The organism is Arenimonas soli, assembly GCF_014643775.1.
In the GTDB taxonomy this organism is placed as follows: domain Bacteria; phylum Pseudomonadota; class Gammaproteobacteria; order Xanthomonadales; family Xanthomonadaceae; genus Arenimonas; species Arenimonas soli.
Window position 1 is genome coordinate 280,305 of record NZ_BMKC01000003.1, and the last position, 22,858, is coordinate 303,162.

Below are 22,858 nucleotides of genomic sequence, written 5' to 3' on the forward strand. Positions count from 1 at the left end.
TTTCCCGGTTCAAGCGCGCCGGCGCGCAGGAGCGCGGGGCCGGGCGGGGGTGGGGCCGCGCCAGGGGGCGCAGCCGGTCCGTCAATCGGAGGGGCGGCCATTATCGCCGAAACGGCGCCCGGCCTGAACCGCCCGCGTTTCGCCATTTCGCTGCCGTTGTCCCGCCCGATTCGGCTGTTTGACTCTCCCTGGCCGCGCTTGGCGGCGATTTCGGGGATGGCGCCATGCGCATCGGATGGAAACTGGCCCTGGTCGGGCTTTTGCTGCTGCTGCTGCTGGTGCCGCTGATGATGCTCAGCGGCCTGGTCACCGAGCGCCAGCAGCGCGGGCAGGAGGTGGCGGCCGAGATCGCCCGGGCAACGGCCGGCGAACAGGCCCTGGTGGGCCCGCTGCTGCTGGTGGAGGCCGAACACCGCACCGAACACCGGCGGGTGGTGAACCGCGGTGGCCACATGAGCCAGGAAACCGAAGAAACGGTGCAGCCCTTCCACTACCTTGTGGCGCCCGAACAGCTGGCCGTAACCGGCAGCCTGCGCAGCGAACGCCGCGGGCGCAGCCTGTTCAGCGTGCCGGTCTTCCACGCCAGCCAGAAGCTGACGGGCCGGTTCAGGCACGTGCCGCCGCCGGTGGACGCGGGCCAGCTGCAGCCCAAACGCGCCTGGCTGGTGCTTGGCCTGGGCGACAACCGGGGCGTGCGCCGGATCAGCCTGGAACTGGCCGGCAAGGCCATCGCCGTCGAACCGGGCTCGCGGGTGGCCTGGCTGGGCGAGGGCCTGCATGCGGCGGTGCCGCTGGCCGCCCTGGACGGCGGACTGCCGTTTTCGGTCGACCTGGACCTGACCGGCACCGGTTCCCTGGCCTGGGTGCCGGTGGGCGGCGAAACCAGCGTCAGCCTGGCCGGCGACTGGCCGCACCCGGGATTCGAGGGCCACCACCTGCCGGACCAGCGCGAGGTCGGTGACTCGGGTTTCAGCGCCCGCTGGGCGGTGTCGCGGCTGTCGAGCCGGGTGTCCCAGGCCCTGGCGGCCTGCGCGCCGTCCGACGGGCGCTGCGAGGGCGTTTTCGAAGGCGCCTTCGGGCTGCGGCTGGTGGAGCCGGTGGACCGCTACCTGATGACCGAACGGGCGATCAAGTACGCGCTGCTGTTCCTGGGCCTGGTGTTCGGCGCGGTGTTCCTGGTCGAGGCGCTGGCGGCCCGGCCGGTGCATTTCGTGCAATACGGCCTCACCGGGCTGGCGATGGCGATGTTCTACCTGCTGCTGCTGTCGCTGTCCGAGCACATCGGCTTCGGGCCGGCCTATGCCGCGGCGGCGGTGGCCTGCAGCAGCCTGCTGGGCTTCTACCTGGCCGGGGTGCTGGGCGGGCGGGGACGGGGGCTGGGCTTCGGCCTGGGCCTGGCGGCCCTGTATGGCCTGCTGTACCTGCTGCTGCGCTCGGAAGACCATGCCCTGCTGGTGGGCAGCGGCGTGCTGTTCGCGGCCCTGGCGGCGGTGATGGCGCTGACCCGGCGGGTGGATTGGCACACGCTGGGCCGGACGTGAGGGGCGGGGCCGGCGCCGGGACCCTGGACGGCCCGGCGCTGGCCGCAAACCCCTGTCGGGGCTACAATTTCAGGCTTGCAAGCCATTCTAAGGAAGCGCGCCCCGATGTTTGCCAAGGACATGCAGATCGCTGGTTACGACGATGAACTGGCCCGGGCCATCGCCCAGGAAGCCCGCCGCCAGGAAGACCACGTTGAGCTGATCGCCTCGGAAAACTACGCCAGCCCCCGCGTGCTGGAGGCCCAGGGCAGCGTGCTGACCAACAAGTACGCCGAAGGGTATCCGGGCAAGCGTTATTACGGCGGCTGCGAATACGTGGACATCGCCGAGAAGCTGGCGATCGAGCGCGTCAAGCAGCTCTTCGGCGCCCACTACGCCAACGTGCAGCCGCATTCGGGTTCGCAGGCCAATGCCGCGGTGTACCTGGCGCTGCTGCAGCCCGGCGACACCATCCTGGGCATGTCGCTGGCGCACGGCGGCCACCTGACCCACGGCGCCAAGGTCAACTTCAGCGGCAAGCTGTTCAACGCCGTGCAGTACGGCGTGGACGAGCAGGGCATGATCGACTACGACGAAGTCCAGCGCCTGGCCACCGAACACCAGCCCAAGATGCTGGTGGCCGGCTTCAGCGCCTACTCGCAGGTGGTGGACTGGGCGCGCATGGCGGAAATCGCCAAGTCGGTGGGCGCTTACTTCTTCGTGGACATGGCGCATGTGGCTGGCCTGGTGGCCGCCGGCGTCTATCCGAATCCGCTGCCGTTTGCCGACGTCGTCACCTCGACCACGCACAAGACCCTGCGCGGTCCGCGCGGCGGCATCATCCTGGCCAAGGCCAACGAAGCGCTGGAGAAGAAGTTCCAGTCGCTGGTGTTCCCGGGCACCCAGGGCGGCCCGCTGATGCACGTGATCGCCGCCAAGGCGGTGGCCTTCAAGGAAGCGCTGGAGCCAGCGTTCACCGACTACCAGAAGCAGGTCGTCAAGAACGCCCAGGCCATGGCCAAGGCGATGATGGCGCGTGGCTACAAGATCGTCTCCGGCGGCACGGAAAACCACCTGATGCTGATCGACCTGATCGGCCGCGACGTCACCGGCAAGGACGCCGAGGCCGCGCTGGGCGCCGCCCACATCACGGTCAACAAGAACGCCGTGCCCGGCGACCCGCGTTCGCCCTTCGTCACCTCGGGCCTGCGCATCGGCACGCCGGCGGTCACCACCCGCGGCTACAAGGAACCGGAGTGCGTGGCGCTGGCGAACTGGATGTGCGACGTGCTCGACGCCCCGGCGGACGAAAACGTCATCGCCGGCGTGCGCGAGAACGTCACCAAGCAGTGCCGGGCCTTCCCGGTCTACGGCTGACCGCGCCCGGATGTTTTGCCCCTTCTGCCAGCACACCGACACCCGCGTGATCGATTCACGCGTGTCCGACGACGGCAGCACCATCCGCCGTCGCCGCGAGTGCGAGGCCTGCGGCGAACGTTTCAACACCTTCGAAAACGCCGAGCTCAAGCTGCCCGCCATCGTCAAGAGCGACGGCCGCCGCGAGGCCTTCGACGAACGCAAGCTGCGCATCAGCTTCGACCGTGCGCTGCAAAAGCGCCCGGTGTCGGCCGAGGACATCGACGTCGCCGTGCGCGGCGTCATCCACGCGCTTCGCCTCACCGGCGAACGTGAACTGCCTTCGCTGCGGGTGGGCGAGTTCGTGATGGCCGAGCTCAAGAAGCTCGACCAGGTGGCCTACGTGCGCTTCGCGTCCGTGTACCGCAAGTTCGAGGACGTTCAGGCCTTCCGCGAGGAAATCGAGCGCCTGGAACGCGACCTTCCCGGCCTCGAAGGCCTGCAGCTGCCCCTGCTCGACGCCGCCACGGACAAGGCCAAGAAGTGACCCGGGTTCATTCGGGGTCCCCCGGGAAATGATCCGGGTGGATATACGGCCCCTGGCGGATTGCCCGGGGCAGGCGGCGCGGCTGGCGGCGTGGCACGTCGAACACTGGGGTCATTTCTACGATCCGGCCGACTGGAACCTGGCCCTGGCCACCGCCGAACTTGAAGACCACGCCAGTCGGCGCGGCCGGCCGACCACGCTGGTGGCGATGCAGGACGAGGCCGCGGTGGGTTCGGTGAGCCTGGTGGACGAAGACGCGCCTGAATTCAGGGGCGTCGGCGACGCCTGGCTGGCCAGCCTGTTCGTGCTCGAGCAGGCGCGCGGCCGCGGCATCGGCGCCGCGCTGGTGCGCGCCTGCGTGGCGCTGGCGGCGCGGGAGCGGGTGCCCCGGTTGTGGCTGTTCACGCCCGAACACGTCGGCTTCTACGCATCGCTGGGCTGGCGCGACCAGGGCGCGGCGACGCTGCGCGGCCGGTCCGTGCACCTGATGGACATCATCCCGGCATGACCCCGTTTTCCGCCCACGACCACGCCCACATGGCCCGCGCGCTGCAGCTGGCCGAGCGCGGCTGTTTCACCACCAAACCCAATCCGGTGGTCGGCTGCGTCATCGCCGAAGGCGGCCGGGTGCTGGGCGAGGGCTGGCATGAGCGCGCCGGCGAACCCCATGCTGAAGTGATGGCGCTGCGCGCCGCCGGCGGCCGCGCGTCGGGGGCCACGGCCTACGTCACGCTCGAGCCCTGCGCCCACCACGGCCGCACGCCGCCCTGCGCCGACGCGCTGGTGGCGGCCGGCGTCACCCGGGTGGTGGCGGCCTGCCGCGATCCGTTCTACCAGGTGGCGGGGCAGGGCTTCGCCAAGCTGGCCGCGGCGGGCATCACGGTCGACCATGGCTTGATGGAAGCCGCGGCGCGGCACCAGAACCGCGGCTTCATCTCGCGCATCGAACGCGGCCGGCCCTGGGTGCGGGTGAAGCTGGGCATGAGCCTGGACGGGCGCACGGCGCTGGAAGACGGCGTGTCGAAGTGGATCACGTCCGAGGCCTCGCGCGCCGACGTGATGCGCTGGCGTGCCCGCTCGGGCGCGATCATGACCGGCATCGGCACCGTGCTCGCCGACGACCCGCGCCTGACGGTGCGTCTGGCCGGCGACGAGGCCTTCGTGCCGCCGCTGCGCGTGGTGCTGGACGAACGCGGGCGCCTGCCGGCCGGCGCCGCGCTTCTCATCGACGGCGCGGCGCCCACCCTGGCCGTGCACGGCGACGACGTGGTGCCCGACTACGGCGACAACGTGGACGCTTTCGCGGTGCGCCGCGCAGGTGCGGGCCTGGACCTGAACGCGGTGCTGTCGCAGCTGGCGCAGCGCGGCATCAACGAACTGCAGGTCGAAGCCGGCGCCACGCTTTCCGGCGCCCTGGTCGCCGCCGGCCTGGTGGACGAACTGCTGCTCTACGTCGCCCCCGTGCTGCTGGGCGAACGCGGCCGCCCCCTGCTGGCCGGCGTGACCCCCGCGTCAATGGCCGACCGCATCGGCCTGCGCCTGCTCGAAACCCGCCAGGTCGGCCCCGACCTCCGCCTCCTGCTCGCGCCCTGACCCCATTTTGAAGTCCGGTAGGGGACGGTTTGTTCCATTGGGTGGCGAAGCCTGTCGCGGTTGGCCCGCGTACAATGGCGGGCTCCCGGCGGTGGCCGGATGACGGGTGACGGCATGTTCACGGGATTGATCCAATCGGTTGGCCGGCTGCTGGCGCGCGAGCCGCGCGGGGGCGACCAGCGCCTGCGATTTGGCTGGGGTGCCATGGCGCACGACGATGTCGCCCTGGGCGAGTCGATTGCGGTCAATGGTTGCTGCCTCACCGTGGTGGCCTTCGATGCCGAAGGCTGGGATGCCGATGTTTCCAACGAATCCCTGGCGCTGACCACGCTCGGCAGCCTGCCCATCGGCGCCGCCGTCAACCTCGAACGTTCGCTGCTGCCCACCGACCGCCTGGGCGGCCACCTGGTCTCGGGGCATGTCGATGCCGTCGGCCGCGTGGAAAAAATCTGGGACGACGGCCGCAGCCAGCGCTGGCGGTTTTCCGCGCCCGCATCGGTGCTGCGCTATGTGGCGGTGAAGGGCTCGATCGCCGTCGATGGCACCAGCCTCACCGTCAACGCCGTCGACGCCGCCGGCTTCGAAGTGAACCTGGTGCCGCACACCGTCGCCCACACCGCCTTCGGCGAAACCGTCGTCGGCGGCGCCGTCAATCTCGAGGTCGACACCGTCGCCCGCTACGTCGAACGGCTGCTTGCCGCGCGCGAGGAATCCGCATGAGTTTCGCCCCCGTCCCCGAACTGCTTGAAGAAATCCGCCAGGGCCGCATGGTCGTGGTGGTGGACGACGAGGACCGCGAAAACGAAGGCGACCTGATCATGGCCGCCGAGCTGGTGAAACCGGCCGACATCAATTTCATGGTCACCCACGCCCGTGGCCTGGTCTGCCTGTCGCTCACCCGCGAACGCTGCCGGCAGCTGGGCCTGGGCCCAATGGTGCGCGACAACAACTCGCCCTACCAGACCAACTTCACCGTCAGCATCGAAGCCGCCGAAGGCGTCACCACCGGCATCAGCGCCTACGACCGCGCCCACACCATCCGCACCGCCGTGCGCCCGGACGCCGCGGTCGACGACCTGACCCAGCCCGGCCACATCTTCCCGCTGATGGCCCAGCCCGGCGGCGTGCTCACGCGCAGCGGCCACACCGAGGCGGCCAGCGACCTGGCCCTGCTGGCCGGCCTCGAGCCCGCCGGCGTGCTGGTGGAAATCCTCAACCCCGACGGGTCGATGGCGCGCCGCCCCGAGCTGGAAAAGTTCGCCGCCGAACATGGCCTCAAGATCGGCTCGATCGAAGACCTCATCCGCTACCGCCTGGAAACCGAGCACACGGTCGAACGCGTGGACGAACGCGACATCCCGACCGCGCACGGCGACTTCCGCCTGGTGACCTACCGCGACCGGCTAAGCCGCGACCTGCATTTCGCCCTGGTCCTGGGCCAGCCGCGTGCCGACAGGCCCACCCTGGTGCGCGTGCACGTCAAGAACCCACTGTCGGACGCCCTGCACTGGCAGCGCGCCGACTTCGGCGTGGCCACCGGCGACGCGCTGGCGGCCGTCGCGGCGGCGGGCGAGGGCGTGGTGGTGGTGCTGTCCGAACCACTGTCGCCCGACGACCTGCTGGCCCGCATCACCGAATCCACCAGCCCCGACGCCCCGCGCGCCCGCGAGTGGCGCCGCAACGGCGCCGGCGCCCAGATCCTGCACGACCTGGGCCTGGGCAAGCTGCGCGTGCTCGGCACCCCGCGCCGCCAGGTCGGCCTGGCTGGCTACGGCCTGGAAGTGATCGAATACGTCTCGCCCTGAACGGGTAAACTGGCGTCCCCCATCCCGTCCCGGTCCCCATGACCCACTTCGAAGGCGACGTCCGCAGCCCCGCCGCGGCCCGTTTCGCGATCATCGCCAGCCGCTGGAACCCGCGCATCACCGATGCGCTGGTGGACGGCGCGCGCCGCGCGTTCGAAGGCAACGGCGTGGCTGCCGAGGCCGTGGACGTCATCCGCGTCCCCGGCGCCTGGGAACTCCCCGTGGCCACCGCCAATGCGCTCGACCGCGTGGGTTATGCCGGCGTGGTCGTGCTGGGCTGCGTGGTCCGCGGCGACACCCGCCATTTCGAACAGGTCGCCGACGAATGCGCCCGCGGCCTGATGCGCGTGGCCCTGGACACCGGCGTGCCGGTGGCCAACGGCGTGCTGGCGGTGGACGACTACGCGCACGCCGAAGCACGCGCCGACGGCACCCACGGCAACAAGGGTGAAGAAGCCGCGCTGGTGGTGATCGAAATGGCCAACCTGATTGGAAAACTGGCATGAAACATCCCCGACTCGACGGCGTTGATCCGCAGGCGCGTTCGCGCGCCCGCCGCCGCGCGCTGCAGGCGGTCTACGCCTGGCAGATGTCCGATACCGCCATCACCAAGGTGCTCGAACAGTTCCGCAACGAGCAGGACATGGAAATCGCCGACGTCGAATACTTCGAGGACCTGGTGCGCGGCGTGCACGCGAACCTGGCCGCGCTGGACGAGGCGCTGGCGGTGTTCCTCGACCGCGACATCGACCAGGTGGACCCGATCGAGCGCGCGGTGCTGCGCATCGCCGCCTACGAACTGCGGCACCGCATCGACGTGCCCTATCGCGTGATCATCAACGAGGCCATCGAAACCACGAAGCGGTTTGGTTCCGAGCACGGCCACACTTTCGTCAACGGCGTGCTCGACCACGCCGCGGCCGACTGGCGCACGGCCGAGGCCCAGGCGCCGCGCCGGTCCTGATGCCGGGCGAATTCGCCCTGATCGACCGCATCCGCGCCCGCGCGGCGCGACGCGACGACGTGGTCAGGGGCATCGGCGACGACGCCGCCGTGCTGGCCGTGCCCGACGGGCATGAACTGGTGGTCACCTGCGACACCCTGGTCGCCGGCGTGCATTTCCCCGACGGCACCGCGCCGTCCGATGTCGGCTACAAGGCCCTGGCCGTGAACCTGAGCGACCTGGCCGCCATGGCCGCCGCGCCGGCCTGGTGCACGCTGGCGCTGACCCTGCCCGACGGCGACGAAGCCTGGCTCGATGCTTTCCTCGACGGTTTCCTGGAGCTGGCCGACGAACACGGCGTGTCCCTGGTCGGCGGCGACACCACGCGCGGGCCGCTGGCGATGACGGTCACGGCCCACGGCCTGGTGCCGGCCGGCCAGGCCCTGCTGCGCAGCGGTGCCCGGGTGGGCGAGGACATCTGGGTCACCGGCACCCTGGGCGACGCCGCCGGCGGTTTGGCGCAGTGGCGCCAGCGCGGGCCGGCCTCGGCCAAGCTGCGCTACCGCCTGGACCGCCCGACCCCGCGCGTGCAGGCCGGCCTGGCACTGCGCGGCCTGGCCAGCGCCGCGGTCGACCTCAGCGACGGCCTGGCCGCCGACCTGGGCCACGTGCTGGCCGCCAGCGGCGTCGGCGCCCGCCTCGACCTGGGCCGGCTGCCGTGTTCGCGCACGCTGGCCGACCACTTCGACGAAAACCGCCGCTGGGAACTGCAGCTCACCGGTGGCGACGACTACGAACTGTGTTTCACCGCGCCCGCCGCCCGCGCCCTTGAGATCGAGCAGGCCCTGGCCGCGCTCGAGCTGCCGGCCACCGTGGTCGGCCAGGTCGAAGCCGAACCGGGCCTGCGCCTGCTGACCCCCGAGGGTGGCGCCTGGACCCCGCCGGCCACCGGCTACCAGCACTTCGAGGGTGGCCACGCATGAGCCAGCTGCCCGAGGGCACGCGCCGGCGGCTGATGAAACATCCGCTCGGCTGGATCGCGGCGGGATTCGGCGCCGGTTTTGCGCCCAAGGCCCCGGGCACCGTCGGCAGCGTCGCGGCGCTGCTGCCCTGGTGGTTCTTCATGAAGGACCTGCCGCTGCCGGCCTACCTGGCGGTGGTGGTCGCGGGCTTCGCGCTGGGCTGGTGGGCGGCGCACTGGGTCATCCACGATACGAAGATCGAAGACCCGGGCCTGGTGGTCTGGGACGAATACGTCGGCGTCTGGATCACGCTGCTGGCGGCACCGGCCGGCTGGCCCTGGATGCTGGCGGGGCTGGTGCTGTTCCGCATCTTCGACATCGCCAAACCCTGGCCGGTCAGCTGGGCCGACCGCAAGCTGCACGGCGGCTTCGGCGCCATGCTCGACGACGCCCTGGCGGGGCTATACGCGTTGGGGTCGCTGCAGTTGCTCGCACTGTTCTTCTAAGCCGGGTTTCCCATCACCGACGCAACACGCGAACGAAGCGCGGGCACGACCTCGGCGTCAAACCAGGGGTTGTGTTTGAACCAGCCGGTGTTGCGCGGGCTGGGGTGGGGCAGGGGGAAGATGCGCGGCGCGTAGTCGGGCCAGGCCTGCACGGTGTCGGTAAGCGTCTTGCGGCGGCGGTCGCCCAGGAAATACGCCTGCGCGTACTGGCCGATCGCCAGCACCAGTTCCACCTGCGGCAGCAGCGGCAGCAGCCGCGGGTGCCAGGTGGCGCGGCATTCGGGACGGGGCGGCAGGTCGCCCGAAGCGCCGCGGCCCGGGTAGCAAAACCCCATCGGCACGATCGCCACTTTCGATTCGTCGTAGAACACCGCTTTGTCCAGGCCCAGCCAGCCGCGCAGGCGCACGCCGCTGGCGTCGTCCCAGGGGATGCCGCTGCCGTGCACCAGGGTGCCGGGTGCCTGGCCGACGACCAGCAGCTTCGCGGTGTCGCTGGCGCGCAGTACCGGGCGGGGGCCCAGCGGCAGGCTGGCTTCGCAGAGGCGGCAGGCGCGGATTTCGCCGAGCAGCTGTTCGAGCTCGCTGCGCGGCCGGCTCATGCCTGGCCCTCGGCCGGCCCCGGCAGCACCTTGCCGGGATTGAGGATGCCGGCGGGGTCGAACTGCGACTTGATCGCCCGCATCAGTGACAGGGTTGCCTGGTCCAGCGAACGTGCCAGCAGCTCGCGCTTGACCAGGCCGATGCCGTGTTCGCCCGACACCAGCCCGCCGAGCGCGATGACCGCGTCGAATACGGCCTCGAGCGCCGCGGCGGCGCGTGCGCTTTCATCCGGGCTGGCCGGGTCGTAGAGGATGTTGACGTGCAGGTTGCCGTTGCCGGCATGGCCGAAGCACACGATGGCCAGCGACTGCGCGGCGGCGGCCTCGCGGACCGCAGCCACCAGGGCCGGGATGCGCGACACCGGCACCACCACGTCTTCATTGATTTTGCCCGGCGCCAGGGTGCGCAGCGCCGGGGAAAGCGCCTTGCGCGCGGCCCACAGGCGGGTGCGCGCGGCTTCGTCGGGCGCGGCTTCCACCGCCAGGCAGCCGGGGCCGTCGGCGGCGCGCGTCAGCGCGGCAACGGCGGCGTCCAGAACGGCCTCGTCGCCGTCCGCTTCGATCATCAGCAGCGCGCCGGCCTGCGCGGGCAGGTCGGCGCCGCCGACCTCGCGCGCCAGGCGCACGCAGTCGCCGTCCATGAACTCCAGCATCGAGGGCGTGACCGGCTGCGCCATCAATCGCGCGACCGCGGCCGCGGCCGATTCCACGTCGGCGTACAGCGCGCGCAGGGCGCGGCGGGACGGAGCCAGGGGCGTCAGTTTCAGCGTGGCTTCGACGATCAGCGCCAGCGTGCCTTCGGAACCAATCAGCAGGCGCGACAGGTCGTAGCCGCTCGCGCCCTTGGTGGTCGCGGCGCCGAACTCCACCAGGGCGCCGGTGCCGGTGACGGCCTTGAGCGCCAGCACGTTGTCGCGGGTGGCGCCGTATTTCACCGCACGCGGGCCGCCGGCGTTGCAGGCCAGGTTGCCGCCGATGGTGCTGAAGGCCGCACTGGTGGGATCGGGTGGCCAGAACAGGCCATGCGGCGCCAGCGCCGCCTGCAGGTCGCCGTTGAGCAGGCCCGGCTGCACCACCGCCACCCGGTCGCCGGGTCGGATGGCCAGCACCCGGTCCATGCGTTCGAAGGAAACCACCAGCGCGTCTTCGCCGGGCACCGTGGCCCCGGTGGTATTGGTGCCGCGCCCGCGCGCGACCACCGGCAGGCCGTGGTCGCGGCACAGGCCCACCAGGGCCTGCACCTGCGCCGCGTCGGTGGGCAGCGCGACGGCCAGCGGCAAGCCCTGCCGCCGGGAGTTGTCGTAGCCGTAGACTAGGCGTTCGGATTCATCGAGCAGCAGGCCGCCTGGACCCAGCAGGGTCCGCAGTTCGTCGGTCAGCGCGGCAGGCAAATCGGTCATGGCGCGAGTGTAGGCCAAACGCCGGATTTCATAGGTCGTCGAGCATGAACGCCGCGCGCTGCCAGTCAAGGCCAGCGGGCGACGCGGCGACGATGTCGAAGCGGCAAGGGGCGTCGGCCAGCGCGGGCTGGTGGGCGAGCCAGGCGCGGGCGGCAAGGACGATGCGGCGGCATTTGCGGCGATCGACCGAAGCCAGGCCGCCGCCGAAACGATCGTCATGCCGATAGCGCACTTCGACGAAAACGACGAATTCGCCGTGGCGCATCACCAGGTCGATTTCGCCGAACCGGTAGTTTACGTTGCGGGCCAGCGTGCGCAGGCCTTCGCCTTCCAGCAGGTGGCGCGCCGCGTCTTCGGCGGCGTCGCCGCGGGCGCGTCGGTCAGGGCGTGCCGGCATCCGACGCCGGCGCGCCGTTGTCCTGGTACAGCGCGCCGTCGGGCGCGGGGCGCGGGCGGCCGCCGCTGAACACGGCCCAGGCCGGTGCGCGCCGGACCTGGCCGGTGGCGTCGAGCGTGAGTTCGCCGGTGGCGCCGCGCACCAGGGCGCCCGGGTCGGACACCAGCTTGTCCAGGTACACCGCCAGCTTCCAGGCATCGAGGCCGAAGGCGAACAGGCGGGCGCCGCCGCCCTGGGCGCTGGGCAGGGTGCTGCCCAGGGTGTCCGGGTCGGGCAGGCCGCCGCGCAGGCCGATCAGCCAGGGCAGCTCGGGGTATTCGATGCCGTCGAGTTCGGTGTCCATGCGCAGGTTGGCGCCTGAAAGGATCAGCGAAGTCGCCACCCGGGGCACGCCGGCCAGGCCGGCCGGTTCGACCTGGCTGGCCAGCAGCCGGGCCTCGGCGGCCTTGAGGCTGAGGAACAGCGCCTCGGGGCGCAGGCCGCCCGCGGACTGAACCGCCCGCTGCAGGGCCGGCACGATTTCGGGGTTGCCGGACTGCATGCTGACCTCGCCGATGATTTCGCCGCCGCGCGCGCGCATGTGGTCGCGGAAAGCCGCCAGGCTGCGCTGGGCGGTTTCGTCGGCCTGGCTGACCACCAGCACGCGGCGCAGGCCGCGCTGGAGCAGGCGTTCGGCGGCCGCCACGCCTTCGTCCTCGGGTGCCAGCGCGTAGCTGGCGCTGCCCGGGGTCGGCGGATGGCTGCCGCGGTTGAGCGCCACGGTGGGCAGCGACAGTTCGGGCGAGGCGAACAGTTCGTTCACTTCGTCACGCGACAGCGGGCCGACCAGCATCTGGGCGCCGTCGCGGGTGGCATTCGCCAGGGCCGCGCGCAGGCCACCGGGCGCGCCGGTGTCGTAGAAGCGCAGGGCCGGTCGGCGGCGCGATTCGGCGTAATAACCGGCCAGCATGCCGTCGCGCACCGACTGGCCGGCCGCGGCCAGCGGACCGGTCAGCGGCAGCAGCGCGGCCAGGCGTTCGGGCGGGCGGTAGCCGTCGAATTCGGCCCGGGGCAGGGCGTCGAGTCCGGGCGTGCTGCCGCTGCGGTCGTAGGGGCGCGGCAGCGGCAGGCCACGCTGCGACAGCGCGCGCCCCGCATAGGCGTAAAGCGGGTGCCCGACCGGAAGCGCCGCGGCCTTGGCCGACAGCGCGGCATCGGATTCGGCCGAAAGCAGGCTGACGATTTCGCCGACGGTGGCGACGCGCTCCTCGCCAAGCTGGCGCACGGCCAGCCAGGCCAGGTCACCGGCGGCGTCGAAGCCGCGGCCCAGGCGCCGCAGCGCGTCGGCACGCAGTTGGTGCCAGCTGGTTGCATAGGCGTCGGGTACGGTTTCGCGGCGCTGGCCCAGCAGGGCCAGGGCCGCTTCGGCCTGGCCGGCTTCAAGGCGGAATCCGGCGTTGAGCAGGTCGTGCAGCAGTTCGTCCTGGCCCTCCAGGCGCCGGCGCGGCGCATTGGCGAAGGCGGCGCGCGCGGCCTCGGGCTGGTTGGCCAGCTGGTGCTGCCAGGCGGCGCGCAGCCAGGCCCGGGCGCGGGCGTCGCCGCGGGCCTGTTCGGCCTGGGCGGCGTAGGCGCGCGCCGCTTCGGCGTGGCGGCCTTCATCGGCCAGCTGCGACGCGGGTGAGGTCGGTGCGCTCGGCGCCGGCGTACCGGGGCCACGCTGCACGGACACGCTGGCGCAGCCGGCGAGCAGGGCAAGGGCCAACAACAGGGGGGCGGTTCGCAGCATGGTCGGGGTCCGGGTTCGTGGCGCGTAAGATGATACCCGGTGCACACGCAGGGCGCGGTCAATGACGAACACACAGGCAGGTGCGCTTCATGTGGTGGCGACACCCATCGGCAACCTCGGCGACCTGACGGCGCGCGCCCGCGAGGTGTTGGCCTCGGTGGACGCGATCTGCGCCGAAGACACCCGGCACACGCGCCAGCTGCTGGGCGCGCTGGGCATCGAGCGGCCGCTGCTGGCCCTGCATGAACACAACGAGGCCGACGTCGCCTGGAAACTGGTGGAGCGCCTGAAGGCCGGCGATTCGCTGGCCCTGGTGTCCGACGCCGGCACGCCGCTGGTCAGCGACCCGGGCTACCGGCTGGTGCGCGAAGTGCGCGCGGCCGGCCTGCGCGTGATCCCGCTGCCGGGCGCCTGCGCCGCCATCGCGGCGCTGTCGGTGGCCGGACTGCCCAGCGACCGCTTCTGCTTCGAAGGCTTCCTGCCGGCAAAGGGTTCGGCCCGGCGCGAACGCCTGACGGCGCTGGCGCGGGAACCTCGCACGCTGGTGTTCTACGAAAGCTCACACCGCATCGAAGAATGCCTGGCCGACCTGGTGGCGATTTTCGGACCCGAACGCGAGGCGGTGCTGGCGCGCGAGCTGACCAAATTGTTCGAAACCGTGCTCGGTGACACCCTGGCCGAACTGGCCGAACGCGTGGCCGCCGACGACAACCAGCGCAAGGGCGAATTCGTGCTGGTGGTGCGCGGCTGCGAAGACGACGGTCAAGCGCGGCTGATCGAAGGCCAGCGCATCTACGCCAAGCTCGCCGAACACCTCAAACCCTCGGTGGCTGCCAGGCTGGCGGCGGATCTGAGCGGTGCGCCGCGCAAGGCGCTTTATGGCGGTGGCGAATGAAGCGCTGCGGTTTGCTGCTGGCCTTCGTCCTGCTCGCGGGCTGCGGCGGCACCCGTAGCACGCAGGTGGGCGCCGAGATGATCCTTCCGCCGATGGCGCCGCAAATGAAGATGCAGTCGCAGGAGGCCTTCTTCATGGCCGAGCATCTCAATCCCGAACGGCTGCCGGACTATCCCGAAGCCTTGCTGGAAAACGGGCCCGAGCACGCCACCGTCTGCGCGGAAATCGTCGTCGATGCCGACGGCGCGGTCAGCTGGACCGCGCCCCTGCGCGCCGGGCCGCGTTGCCCGGCCGACGCCCGGCCGGCGCTGGCCTGGTTCGAACGCGCCGTCGACCAGACGGTGCGCCAGTGGCGCTTCCAGCCGGCCTCCATCTGCACCTTCCCGGCCGGCGTCGAGAAAAACTACGACTGCGTCGGCGAAGGCGTGGTCCGCAAGACCGTGCCCCTGCGCCTGGCCTTCGTCTTCGAGTTCAGCCGCAGCGAACGCCGCGGCCGCTTTTCCCGCGCTGCGGGACGCTGAGCCGCCGGGGGCCCGCTGTGCGACAATCCGCCCCGGCGGAGTCGGCCGAGGCAGTCGCGTCGCAGCAATGCGCCGAGGAAAGTCCGGGCTCCACAGAGCAGGGTGCCAGGTAACGCCTGGGCGGCGTGAGCCGACGGAAAGTGCAACAGAAAACAAACCGCCGAACGGCCCGCAAGGGTGCGTGGTAAGGGTGAAACGGTGGGGTAAGAGCCCACCGCCCGGGGGGACAACGCCCCGGGGCACGGCAAACCCCACCCGGAGCAAGACCAAATAGGGGTGCTATGGCATGGCTCGTGCCGCACCCGGGTTGGTTGCTTGAGGCCTGCGGTGACGCAGGTCCCAGAGGAATGACTGTCCACGACAGAACCCGGCTTAATGGCCGGCTCCGCCACTTCCTTCTGCCCCATTCGCGCAATTGCCCCGCCCCGGGTCCTCCGGGCGGCTGCCCCGGCCGCCGCGGGAGCGTTCTGCGATGTGTTTCACGTCTTTGGATCAATTCCATGTGAAACAACAGTTGCCGAATGGTTCTTAAACAAGACTCTCAAGTATCGCGCAAGGCGTTGATCCGCTTGGCGAAATTCCCTCCCAATTGTCCTTGACACCCCGTAGGGGCAGGACTAACGTGGACATCTGAGGGAATTCCGGGTTTTTTGTGGTTTTTGGTGGCGAAGGCGGATCCGAGACGATGTTCCAGGGCGAAACGGCGATCACGATCGATGACAAGGGGCGGCTGGCCATTCCCACGGCCTACCGCGACCAGGTCGCGCGCGCCTGCGCCAACCGCCTGGTGGTCACCTACAACCCCTACGAAGCCGGCTGCCTGTGGCTCTACCCGGAAGCGACCTGGGAAAAGGTCCGCGACCAGGTCAATGCCCTGCCCAACGCCAAGCGCGTGCACCGCAACCTGCAGCTCAAGCTGGTCGGTGCCGCCACCGTGGTCGAGCCCGACGGCAACGGCCGCGTGACCCTGCCGGCCAGCCATCGCAACGCCGCGGGCCTGGAAAAGAAGGCCGTGCTGCTGGGCATGGGCGGCAAGTTCGAATTGTGGAGCGAGCAGGCGCACCTCGCGCAGATCCGTCAAACCATCGGGGAAGACGAGATCAGCGAGGACATGCTCGACCTGAGGCTGTGACGGGCGTGGCCGGGATGCGTCCTGGAACGCAGCCCAGCCATCTCCCGGTGATGTGGGCGCAGGTCATGGACGGCCTGCAGGTGCGCAGGGATGGCAGGTATCTGGACGGCACGTTCGGGCGAGGGGGCCATGCGCGCGGCGTGCTTGACCGGCTGGGGCCGGATGGACGGCTGTTGGTGATGGACAAGGATCCCGAAGCGATCGCCACCGCGCACGCGCTTTTCGGCGCGGACGGGCGGGTCGTCGCCCGCCGCGGCTCCTTCGCCGGCATGGCCGAGTGGGACGAGGCCGCGGCCGGCCTGGACGGCGTGCTGCTGGACCTGGGCGTTTCCTCCCCGCAGCTCGACGTCGCCGAGCGGGGTTTCAGCTTCGGCAAGGACGGCCCGCTGGACATGCGCATGGATCCGGAATCGGGCGAAAGCGCGGCCAACTGGCTGGCGCGCGCCGACGAACGCGAGATCGCCGACGTGCTGTGGCAGTACGGCGAAGAAAAGCTCAGCCGCAAGATCGCCCGCACCATCGTCGCCCGCCGCGACGACGAGCCCCTGCTGCGCACCGGCCAGCTGGCCGACCTGATCGCCTCGGTGCTTGGCCGCGGCGACGGCAAGATCCATCCCGCCACGCGCAGCTTCCAGGCCATCCGCATCTACATCAACCGCGAACTCGAGGACCTGCAAGCCGGCCTCGACGCCGCGCTGAAGGTGCTCCGGCCCGGCGGCCGCCTGGCGGTGATCAGCTTCCATTCGCTCGAAGACCGCATCGTCAAGCAGTTCATCAACCGCCACGCCAAGGCGCCCCCGGGCAACCGCCGCATGCCGGTGGCCGCACCGTTCACGCCGGACCTGCGCGACCTCGGTGGCGCCCTGCGCGCGACGCCGCAGGAAGTGAAGGACAACCCGCGTGCGCGCAGCGCCGTGCTGCGGGTTGCGGAAAAACTCGACGTGCAGGGGGAGGCGGCATGAGCCTGCGCCACTTCGCCCTGTTCGTGCTGGCCCTGGCGGTGATCGCCAGCGCCCTGGGCGTGGTCTGGGCGCGGCACCTGCATCGCCAGGCCTACATCGCGCTGAGCACGCTGGAAGGCCAGCGCGACGAACTCAACATCGAGTTCGGCCGCCTGCAGCTTGAACAGGCCACCTGGTCGGAAGCCAACCGCATCGAACAGGTCGCCGGCACCCGCCTGGGCATGACCTTCCCGGCCGACACCGACATCGTGGTGCTGCAGCCATGAGCGGACGCAGCAACTACAGCCCGCGCAAGCGCCTGATGGTGGTCGGTGGCCTTCTCGGTGTCTGCTGCGCGGTGCTGGTGGCGCGCGCGGCGCACCTGCAGGTGGTCAGCGAAGAGTTCTACCAGCGCCAGGGCGACGCGCGTTTCCTGCGCGAGATCCCCATCGCCACCTCGCGCGGCATGATCACCGACCGCAACGGCGAACCGCTGGCGGTGTCCTCGCCGGTGGAATCGATCTGGGCGAATCCGCAGGAACTGCTGCTGCACCCGGACCGCCTGGGCGAGCTGGCCGAAGCGCTGTCGATCCCGCAGGACGTGCTGACCCGGCGCGTGTCCGAGCGCGCCGACAAGGAATTCGTCTACCTGCGCCGGCACCTGAATCCGGACGTCGCCGAAACCATCACCGGCCTGGGCATTCCCGGCGTCTATTCGCAGCGCGAATTCCGTCGCTTCTATCCCTACGGCGAAGTGATGGCCCACGTCCTGGGCTTCACCAACATCGACGACAAGGGCCAGGAAGGCCTGGAACTGGCCTTCAACCACCACCTGACCGGAAAGGAAGGCAAGCAGCGGGTCATCCGCGACCGCCGCGGCCGCATCGTCGAAAACGTCGACCTGGTCGAAGCCGCCGAAGCCGGCGGTGACCTCACGCTGTCGATCGACCGGCGCATCCAGTACCTGGCCTACCGCGAACTGAAGTCCGCCCTGGTCGAAACCGGCGCCAGCAGCGGCTCGGTGGTGGTGCTGGACGTGCCCACCGGCGAAGTGCTGGCGATGGTGAACCAGCCGTCCTACAACCCCAATTCGCGCGTCGGCGCCGATGCCGATTCACGCCGCAACCGCGCGGTCACCGACGTGGTCGAGCCCGGTTCGGTGATGAAGACCTTCACCCTGGCGGCCGCGCTGGAGGCGGGCAAGTTCACCCCGGCGTCGCTGATCGAAACCGCGCCCGGTTACACCACGCTGCCCGGTGGTTACACGATCAAGGATTTCCGCAATTACGGCACGCTCAGCCTGGCCGGCATCCTGACCAAGAGCTCGAACGTCGGTGCCATCCGGGTGTCGAACGAACTCAGCGCCGACCACCAGTACGACATGTATCGCCGTTTCGGCCTGGGCCAGCGCAGCGGCAGCGCCTTCCCGGGCGAACTGCAGGGCGTGCTGACCCCGGCGTCCACCTGGGGCCCGACCGAAAAGGCCAGCATTTCCTACGGATACGGCCTGTCGGTGACGCCGCTGCAGCTGGCGCGTGCTTATGCCGCCGTCGGCAACCAGGGCCGGCTGATGGAAACGACCTTCGTCAAGGGCGGCGCCGGCGAGGGCACCCAGGTCATCGACCCGGCCATCGCCCGCCAGCTGATGGACATGCTCGAAACCGTGATCGGTCCCGAGGGCACGGCCCGCCGCGCCGCGGTGCTGGGCTACCGCGTGGCGGGCAAGACCGGCACCGCGCGCAAGGCCAGCGGCGGCGGTTACGCCGCCAACCGCCATGCCGCGGTTTTCGTCGGCCTGGTGCCGGCCAGCAATCCGCGGTTTGCAATGGCGGTGGTCATCCACGAACCGCAAGGCCTGGAATACGGCGGCGGCGCGGTGGCGGCGCCGGTGTTCCACCGGGTCATGGAAGGCGCGCTGCGCCTGATGGACGTACCGCCCGACGACATCGAAGGCTGGTACGCCGCGCAGGCCGCGAAACAGGCCAAGCAGGCCAGGCAGGCGCGCCAGGCCAATGCCGCGCCTGCCGCATCGCGCGAGGTCGCCCCTTGACCCGCGCCATGCCCCTGCATCAACTGCTCGAAGGCCTGGCCCTGGCGCCGACCGGCCTGGACCCGCTGGTGTCCGGCCTGGGTGCCGACAGCCGCGACCTGCGCGCCGGCGACGCTTTCATCGCGCTGGCCGGTGAAAGCACCCACGGCCTTCGCCACCTGGACCAGGCACAGGCCGCCGGTGCCAGCGTCATCCTGTTCGAACCGCCGGCGCCGGAGGCGCTGAAGCTGCCGGCCAATGCCGTCGCCTTCCCGGGCCTGCGCGCGCGCCAGGGTGAACTGGCCAGCCGCTTCTACGGCGCGCCGTCGGAGGCCCTGCGCCTGGTCGGCGTCACCGGCACCAATGGCAAGACCTCGATCGTGCAGCTGATCACCCAGGCCCTGGCGCTTTCGGGCGTCACCGCCGGCAGCATCGGCACCCTGGGCGCCGGCCTGCACGGGCATCTGGTGGCGGGTGAGCGCACCACGCCCGACGTGGTCGCCGTGCACCGCCTGCTGGCCCGCATGCGCGACGAAGGCGCCAGCCATGTCGCGATGGAAGTGAGTTCGCACGCGCTGGCCCAGGGCCGCGTTGACGCCGTCGCCTTCCAGGTCGCCGTGTTCACCAACCTCACCCGCGACCATCTCGATTTCCACGGCAGCATGGACGCCTACGGCGACGCCAAGGCGCTGCTGTTCGGCTGGCCCACGCTCGAGGCGGTGGTGATCAATCTCGACGATCCTTTCGGTGTGCGGCTGGCCGCGAGCATCGCGCCCGGCGTGCGCCTCATCGGCACCAGCGCCCGCGGTGCCGGCAAGGCGAGCCTGCGCGCCGAAGGCGTCAGCCTGGTGCCCGAAGGCCTGCACTTCACCCTGGCCGAAGCCGGCGAAAGCCATCCGGTGGCGTCGCCGCTGCTGGGCCGCTTCAACGTCGAAAACCTGCTGGCCGTGGCCGGTACGCTGCGCGCCCTGGGCTGGTCGCTGGCCGACGTCGCGGCGATGTTGCCGCGGCTGTCGCCGGTGGGTGGCCGTATGAGCCGCGTCGGCGGCAGCAACGGCCGGCCGCTGGTGGTGGTGGACTACGCGCACACGCCCGACGCGCTGCAGCAGGCCCTGGCCGCCCTGCGTGAACACACCCCGGGCCGCCTGACCTGCGTCTTCGGCTGCGGCGGTGAACGCGACGCCGGCAAGCGCCCGCTGATGGCGGCGATCGCCGAAGCCGGCGCCGACCGCGTGATCGTCACCGACGACAATCCGCGCCGCGAAGACGGCGACGCCATCGTCGCCGGCATCCTGGCCGGCTTCACCCGCCGCGACGCGGTGCAGGTCGAACGCGATCGTCGCGCCGCCATCGCGCTGGCGCTGGCCGACGCCGCGGCAGGCGACATCGTGCTGGTCGCCGGCAAGGGCCACGAGCCGTACCAGGAAGTCGCCGGCGTGCGCCACGCCTTCGACGACCTGCAGGTCGCCGGCGAACTGCTGGAGGCGCAGGCATGAGGCCGCTGATGCTTTCGCAGGTGGCGCGCTGGGTCGAAGGCCGCCAGCTTGGCGCCGACGTCGAGATCCGGTCGGTGGCCACCGACACCCGCACCCTGGCGCCCGGTGCCCTGTTCGTCGCCCTGCGCGGCGAACGCCAGGACGGCCACGACCTGGCCGCGCAGGCCCTGGCCGCCGGTGCCGCGGCGCTGCTGGTGCAGCGCGAAGTGGACTGCGCGCTGCCGCAGGTGCTGTGCGCCGACACCCAGGACGCCCTGGGCGAACTGGCCGCCGGCGTGCAGCAGGGACGCCCCGCCGTGGTCGTGGGCCTGACCGGCAGCAACGGCAAGACCTCGGTGAAGGCGCTGGTGCTGGCGATCCTGTCCGAAGCCGGCAAGGCCTACGCCAACCCCGGCAACCGCAACAACGAAATCGGCCTGCCGCTGGCGGTGCTGGACGCGCCGGAAGACGCCCGTTTCGCCATCTATGAAATGGGCGCCGGCAAGCCAGGCGACATCGCCTACCTGGCCTCGATCGTGCCGCCGCAGGTGGCGCTGGTGAACAACGTCATGCCGGCCCACCTCGAGCGCATGGGCAGCCTGCTGGGCGTGGCCGAAACCAAGGGCGCGATCTACGAGGCGCTGCCCGACGACGGCATCGCGGTGGTCAACGCCGACGACGCCTTCGCACCCTGGTTCATGCAGCGCATCGGCGAACGCCGCTGCCTGCGCTTCGGCCTTGAAAACGACGCCGACGTGCGCGCCAGCGCGGTGCAGCTGGGTCCGGACGCCTCCCGCTTCCGCCTGCATACGCCCGGCGGCGACGCCGACGTGGCGCTGCCGCTGGCCGGCCGCCACAGCGTCATGAACGCGCTGGCCGCTGCCGCCCTGGCCCTGGCCGCCGGCGCCAGCCTGGACAACGTGGTCACCGGCCTGCAGTCGGCGCCCGCGGTGCCCGGCCGGCAGGTGCCGCACACGCTGCGCGGCGGCGCCGTGCTGGTGGACGACAGCTACAACGCCAACCCGGGGTCGGTCGCCGCCGCCATCGCCGCCCTGGCCGAAACCGGCACCGAGGCCTGGCTGGTGCTGGGCGACATGGGCGAACTGGGCGAGGGCGCCGAGGCCCTGCACGTCGAGGTCGGCGAGCGCGCCCGCCGCGCCGGCATCAAGCGGCTGTGGACCGTGGGCGAACTCAGCGCCGCCACCAGCCGCGCCTTCGGCGACGGTGGCCATCACTTCAACGACCAGGCCGGCCTGCTGGCCGCGCTGGGCCCGGCGCTTGCCGCGGCGCCCGCGGGGCTGCGCTGCCTGGTGAAAGGCTCGCGCTCGAGCGCGATGGACAAGGTGGTTGCCGCGCTGCTGGCCGCCGACAGGCAGGGAGACGCCGACCATGTTGCTTGAACTGGCCCGCTGGCTGAATGAAATGGGCTGGATGCCGCCGCTGTTCGGCTACATCACCTTCCGCGCGATCCTGGGCGCACTGACCGCGCTGCTGCTGTCGCTGTGGCTGGGCCCGTCGGTTATCGCGCGGCTGGCCCGGCTCAAGGGCGGCCAGCCGATCCGCACCGACGGCCCGCAGTCGCATTTTTCCAAGGCCGGCACGCCGACCATGGGCGGCGCGCTGATCCTGCTGACCATCGGCCTGTCGACCCTGCTCTGGGCCGACCTGCGCAATCGCTACGTCTGGGTGCTGCTGGCGGTGATGGTGGCCTTCGGCGCCATCGGCTGGCTGGACGACTGGATCAAGATCGTCAAGCGCGACCCGAACGGCCTGAAGTCCCGGCACAAGTACGCCCTGCAGTCGCTGTTCGGGCTGGCCGCGGCGCTGGCGCTGTTCTGGACCGCCGACCACCCCAGCAACACCACGCTGTTCCTGCCCCTGCTCAAGGACTTCGCCATCCCGCTCGGCGGCATGTTCGTGGTGCTGGCGTACTTCTGGATCGTCGGGTTCTCCAACGCCGTGAACCTGACCGATGGCCTCGACGGCCTGGCGATCATGCCGACCGTGCTGGTGGCCGCGGCGCTGGGCATCTTCGCCTACGCCTCGGGCAACGCGGTGTTCTCGGAATACCTGCAGATCCCGCCGATCCCGGGCGCGGGCGAGATCACCATCTTCTGCGCCGCCATCGCCGGCGCCGGCCTCGGCTTCCTGTGGTTCAACACCTATCCGGCCATGGTCTTCATGGGCGACATCGGCGCGCTGGCGCTGGGCGCGGTGCTGGGCACCATCGCCGTGATCGTGCGCCAGGAGGCGATCCTGGTGCTGATGGGCGGCATCTTCGTCGTCGAAACCCTGTCGGTGATGATCCAGGTCGCCAGCTTCAAGCTGACCGGGCGGCGGGTATTCCGCATGGCCCCCATCCACCACCACTTCGAGCTCAAGGGCTGGCCGGAGCCGCGCGTGATCGTGCGCTTCTGGATCATCTCGGTGATGCTCGTGCTGGTCGGCCTGGCCACGTTGAAGGTGCGCTGA

At 70.9% G+C, this 22,858-nt stretch carries 23 protein-coding genes, 1 other RNA gene and 1 pseudogene; 21 read left to right on the plus strand and 4 right to left on the minus strand.

The window, feature by feature from the left end; genetic code table 11:
- Positions 1-224 precede the first annotated feature (224 nt).
- The 11 genes from creD to IEX13_RS11990 all read left to right on the plus strand — a co-directional run bounded on the left by creD (position 225) and on the right by IEX13_RS11990 (position 9,232).
- Positions 225-1,541 carry a cell envelope integrity protein CreD gene (creD, locus tag IEX13_RS11940; RefSeq protein ID WP_188664541.1) on the plus strand — a complete coding sequence of 439 codons (1,317 nt, stop codon included), beginning with the start codon at positions 225-227 and terminating at the stop codon, positions 1,539-1,541.
- 105 nt (positions 1,542-1,646) lie between these two features.
- Entirely contained in the window at positions 1,647-2,897 is a 1,251-nt protein-coding gene (gene glyA / locus IEX13_RS11945; RefSeq protein ID WP_188664544.1) for a serine hydroxymethyltransferase, read from the plus strand.
- Between the two features lie 10 nt (positions 2,898-2,907).
- Positions 2,908-3,423: a transcriptional regulator NrdR gene (gene nrdR, locus IEX13_RS11950; RefSeq protein ID WP_188664547.1), complete on the plus strand. Its 516-nt coding sequence runs from the start codon at positions 2,908-2,910 to the stop codon at positions 3,421-3,423.
- A 37-nt stretch (positions 3,424-3,460) separates the two neighbouring features.
- Positions 3,461-3,931: a GNAT family N-acetyltransferase gene (locus IEX13_RS11955; RefSeq protein ID WP_188664550.1), complete on the plus strand. Its 471-nt coding sequence runs from the start codon at positions 3,461-3,463 to the stop codon at positions 3,929-3,931.
- A complete protein-coding gene (gene ribD / locus IEX13_RS11960; protein WP_188664553.1) occupies positions 3,928-5,016 on the plus strand; it encodes a bifunctional diaminohydroxyphosphoribosylaminopyrimidine deaminase/5-amino-6-(5-phosphoribosylamino)uracil reductase RibD in 1,089 nt (362 codons plus the stop codon). The genes IEX13_RS11955 and ribD overlap by 4 nt, the downstream gene beginning before the upstream one ends.
- 114 nt (positions 5,017-5,130) lie before the next feature.
- Positions 5,131-5,736, plus strand: coding sequence for a riboflavin synthase (locus IEX13_RS11965; RefSeq protein ID WP_188664556.1), 606 nt, complete (start codon positions 5,131-5,133; stop codon positions 5,734-5,736).
- Positions 5,733-6,821 carry a 3,4-dihydroxy-2-butanone-4-phosphate synthase gene (gene ribB, locus IEX13_RS11970; RefSeq protein WP_188664559.1) on the plus strand — a complete coding sequence of 363 codons (1,089 nt, stop codon included), beginning with the start codon at positions 5,733-5,735 and terminating at the stop codon, positions 6,819-6,821. The genes IEX13_RS11965 and ribB overlap by 4 nt, the downstream gene beginning before the upstream one ends.
- A gap of 38 nt (positions 6,822-6,859) precedes the next feature.
- Positions 6,860-7,327: a 6,7-dimethyl-8-ribityllumazine synthase gene (gene ribH / locus IEX13_RS11975; RefSeq protein WP_188664562.1), complete on the plus strand. Its 468-nt coding sequence runs from the start codon at positions 6,860-6,862 to the stop codon at positions 7,325-7,327.
- Entirely contained in the window at positions 7,324-7,785 is a 462-nt protein-coding gene (nusB, locus tag IEX13_RS11980; protein ID WP_188664564.1) for a transcription antitermination factor NusB, read from the plus strand. Before ribH ends, nusB begins: the two co-directional genes overlap by 4 nt.
- Positions 7,785-8,747, plus strand: coding sequence for a thiamine-phosphate kinase (gene thiL / locus IEX13_RS11985; protein WP_188664567.1), 963 nt, complete (start codon positions 7,785-7,787; stop codon positions 8,745-8,747). The genes nusB and thiL overlap by 1 nt, the downstream gene beginning before the upstream one ends.
- Positions 8,744-9,232: a phosphatidylglycerophosphatase A family protein gene (locus IEX13_RS11990; protein WP_188664570.1), complete on the plus strand. Its 489-nt coding sequence runs from the start codon at positions 8,744-8,746 to the stop codon at positions 9,230-9,232. The genes thiL and IEX13_RS11990 overlap by 4 nt, the downstream gene beginning before the upstream one ends.
- Here IEX13_RS11990 and IEX13_RS11995 read toward each other — a convergent pair.
- From IEX13_RS11995 to IEX13_RS12010, 4 genes are read right to left on the minus strand one after another with little or no spacing between them, the layout of a single operon-like run.
- Positions 9,229-9,831, minus strand: a complete 603-nt coding sequence (locus IEX13_RS11995; protein WP_188664573.1) for a uracil-DNA glycosylase family protein — start codon at positions 9,829-9,831, stop codon at positions 9,229-9,231. The genes IEX13_RS11990 and IEX13_RS11995 overlap by 4 nt on opposite strands.
- Entirely contained in the window at positions 9,828-11,231 is a 1,404-nt protein-coding gene (locus tag IEX13_RS12000) for an FAD-binding oxidoreductase (RefSeq protein ID WP_188664576.1), read from the minus strand. Before IEX13_RS12000 ends, IEX13_RS11995 begins: the two co-directional genes overlap by 4 nt.
- A 28-nt stretch (positions 11,232-11,259) precedes the next feature.
- A complete protein-coding gene (locus tag IEX13_RS12005) occupies positions 11,260-11,628 on the minus strand; it encodes a YraN family protein (protein ID WP_188664580.1) in 369 nt (122 codons plus the stop codon).
- Positions 11,612-13,393: a penicillin-binding protein activator gene (locus IEX13_RS12010; RefSeq protein WP_188664583.1), complete on the minus strand. Its 1,782-nt coding sequence runs from the start codon at positions 13,391-13,393 to the stop codon at positions 11,612-11,614. The genes IEX13_RS12005 and IEX13_RS12010 overlap by 17 nt, the downstream gene beginning before the upstream one ends.
- 61 nt (positions 13,394-13,454) lie before the next feature.
- On the opposite strand from IEX13_RS12010, the gene rsmI reads away from it, so the two are divergent.
- The 10 genes and pseudogenes from rsmI (at position 13,455) to mraY (ending at position 22,858) form a co-directional block, all read left to right on the plus strand.
- Entirely contained in the window at positions 13,455-14,288 is an 834-nt protein-coding gene (rsmI, locus tag IEX13_RS12015; protein WP_188664586.1) for a 16S rRNA (cytidine(1402)-2'-O)-methyltransferase, read from the plus strand.
- Complete coding sequence (locus tag IEX13_RS12020) at positions 14,285-14,809, plus strand: energy transducer TonB (RefSeq protein ID WP_188664589.1); 525 nt, start codon at positions 14,285-14,287, stop codon at positions 14,807-14,809. The genes rsmI and IEX13_RS12020 overlap by 4 nt, the downstream gene beginning before the upstream one ends.
- 37 nt (positions 14,810-14,846) lie before the next feature.
- Positions 14,847-15,200: RNase P RNA component class A (rnpB, locus tag IEX13_RS12025), an RNA gene on the plus strand.
- 294 nt (positions 15,201-15,494) lie between these two features.
- A complete protein-coding gene (gene mraZ, locus IEX13_RS12030) occupies positions 15,495-15,941 on the plus strand; it encodes a division/cell wall cluster transcriptional repressor MraZ (protein ID WP_188664592.1) in 447 nt (148 codons plus the stop codon).
- Positions 15,942-15,955: 14 nt separating this feature from the next.
- Positions 15,956-16,903, plus strand: coding sequence for a 16S rRNA (cytosine(1402)-N(4))-methyltransferase RsmH (gene rsmH / locus IEX13_RS12035; RefSeq protein ID WP_188664595.1), 948 nt, complete (start codon positions 15,956-15,958; stop codon positions 16,901-16,903).
- A 2-nt stretch (positions 16,904-16,905) separates the two neighbouring features.
- On the plus strand, positions 16,906-17,169 hold the full coding sequence (ftsL, locus tag IEX13_RS12040) for a cell division protein FtsL (protein WP_425489110.1): 264 nt from the start codon (positions 16,906-16,908) through the stop codon (positions 17,167-17,169).
- Positions 17,166-19,068 (plus strand): annotated as a pseudogene (locus IEX13_RS12045) (peptidoglycan D,D-transpeptidase FtsI family protein). The gene ftsL and the pseudogene IEX13_RS12045 overlap by 4 nt, the downstream one beginning before the upstream one ends.
- Complete coding sequence (locus tag IEX13_RS12050) at positions 19,001-20,407, plus strand: UDP-N-acetylmuramoyl-L-alanyl-D-glutamate--2,6-diaminopimelate ligase (protein ID WP_425489111.1); 1,407 nt, start codon at positions 19,001-19,003, stop codon at positions 20,405-20,407. The pseudogene IEX13_RS12045 and the gene IEX13_RS12050 overlap by 68 nt, the downstream one beginning before the upstream one ends.
- The gene (locus tag IEX13_RS12055) at positions 20,404-21,786 is read left to right on the plus strand and encodes a UDP-N-acetylmuramoyl-tripeptide--D-alanyl-D-alanine ligase (RefSeq protein ID WP_188664606.1); all 1,383 of its coding nucleotides are present in this window, start codon (positions 20,404-20,406) and stop codon (positions 21,784-21,786) included. Before IEX13_RS12050 ends, IEX13_RS12055 begins: the two co-directional genes overlap by 4 nt.
- Positions 21,776-22,858, plus strand: coding sequence for a phospho-N-acetylmuramoyl-pentapeptide-transferase (gene mraY, locus IEX13_RS12060; RefSeq protein ID WP_188664609.1), 1,083 nt, complete (start codon positions 21,776-21,778; stop codon positions 22,856-22,858). The genes IEX13_RS12055 and mraY overlap by 11 nt, the downstream gene beginning before the upstream one ends.

Bases quoted from the DNA above. Each gene is read 5' to 3' on its own strand.
- creD (WP_188664541.1), top strand. From the start codon at position 225: ATGCGCATCGGATGGAAACTGGCCCTGGTCGGGCTTTTGCTGCTGCTG.
- glyA (WP_188664544.1), top strand. From the start codon at position 1,647: ATGTTTGCCAAGGACATGCAGATCGCTGGTTACGACGATGAACTGGCC.
- nrdR (WP_188664547.1), top strand. From the start codon at position 2,908: ATGTTTTGCCCCTTCTGCCAGCACACCGACACCCGCGTGATCGATTCA.
- ribD (WP_188664553.1), top strand. From the start codon at position 3,928: ATGACCCCGTTTTCCGCCCACGACCACGCCCACATGGCCCGCGCGCTG.
- IEX13_RS11965 (WP_188664556.1), top strand. From the start codon at position 5,131: ATGTTCACGGGATTGATCCAATCGGTTGGCCGGCTGCTGGCGCGCGAG.
- ribB (WP_188664559.1), top strand. From the start codon at position 5,733: ATGAGTTTCGCCCCCGTCCCCGAACTGCTTGAAGAAATCCGCCAGGGC.
- ribH (WP_188664562.1), top strand. From the start codon at position 6,860: ATGACCCACTTCGAAGGCGACGTCCGCAGCCCCGCCGCGGCCCGTTTC.
- nusB (WP_188664564.1), top strand. From the start codon at position 7,324: ATGAAACATCCCCGACTCGACGGCGTTGATCCGCAGGCGCGTTCGCGC.
- thiL (WP_188664567.1), top strand. From the start codon at position 7,785: ATGCCGGGCGAATTCGCCCTGATCGACCGCATCCGCGCCCGCGCGGCG.
- IEX13_RS11990 (WP_188664570.1), top strand. From the start codon at position 8,744: ATGAGCCAGCTGCCCGAGGGCACGCGCCGGCGGCTGATGAAACATCCG.
- IEX13_RS11995 (WP_188664573.1), bottom strand. From the start codon at position 9,831: ATGAGCCGGCCGCGCAGCGAGCTCGAACAGCTGCTCGGCGAAATCCGC.
- IEX13_RS12000 (WP_188664576.1), bottom strand. From the start codon at position 11,231: ATGACCGATTTGCCTGCCGCGCTGACCGACGAACTGCGGACCCTGCTG.
- IEX13_RS12005 (WP_188664580.1), bottom strand. From the start codon at position 11,628: ATGCCGGCACGCCCTGACCGACGCGCCCGCGGCGACGCCGCCGAAGAC.
- IEX13_RS12010 (WP_188664583.1), bottom strand. From the start codon at position 13,393: ATGCTGCGAACCGCCCCCCTGTTGTTGGCCCTTGCCCTGCTCGCCGGC.
- rsmI (WP_188664586.1), top strand. From the start codon at position 13,455: ATGACGAACACACAGGCAGGTGCGCTTCATGTGGTGGCGACACCCATC.
- IEX13_RS12020 (WP_188664589.1), top strand. From the start codon at position 14,285: ATGAAGCGCTGCGGTTTGCTGCTGGCCTTCGTCCTGCTCGCGGGCTGC.
- mraZ (WP_188664592.1), top strand. From the start codon at position 15,495: ATGTTCCAGGGCGAAACGGCGATCACGATCGATGACAAGGGGCGGCTG.
- rsmH (WP_188664595.1), top strand. From the start codon at position 15,956: ATGCGTCCTGGAACGCAGCCCAGCCATCTCCCGGTGATGTGGGCGCAG.
- IEX13_RS12055 (WP_188664606.1), top strand. From the start codon at position 20,404: ATGAGGCCGCTGATGCTTTCGCAGGTGGCGCGCTGGGTCGAAGGCCGC.
- mraY (WP_188664609.1), top strand. From the start codon at position 21,776: ATGTTGCTTGAACTGGCCCGCTGGCTGAATGAAATGGGCTGGATGCCG.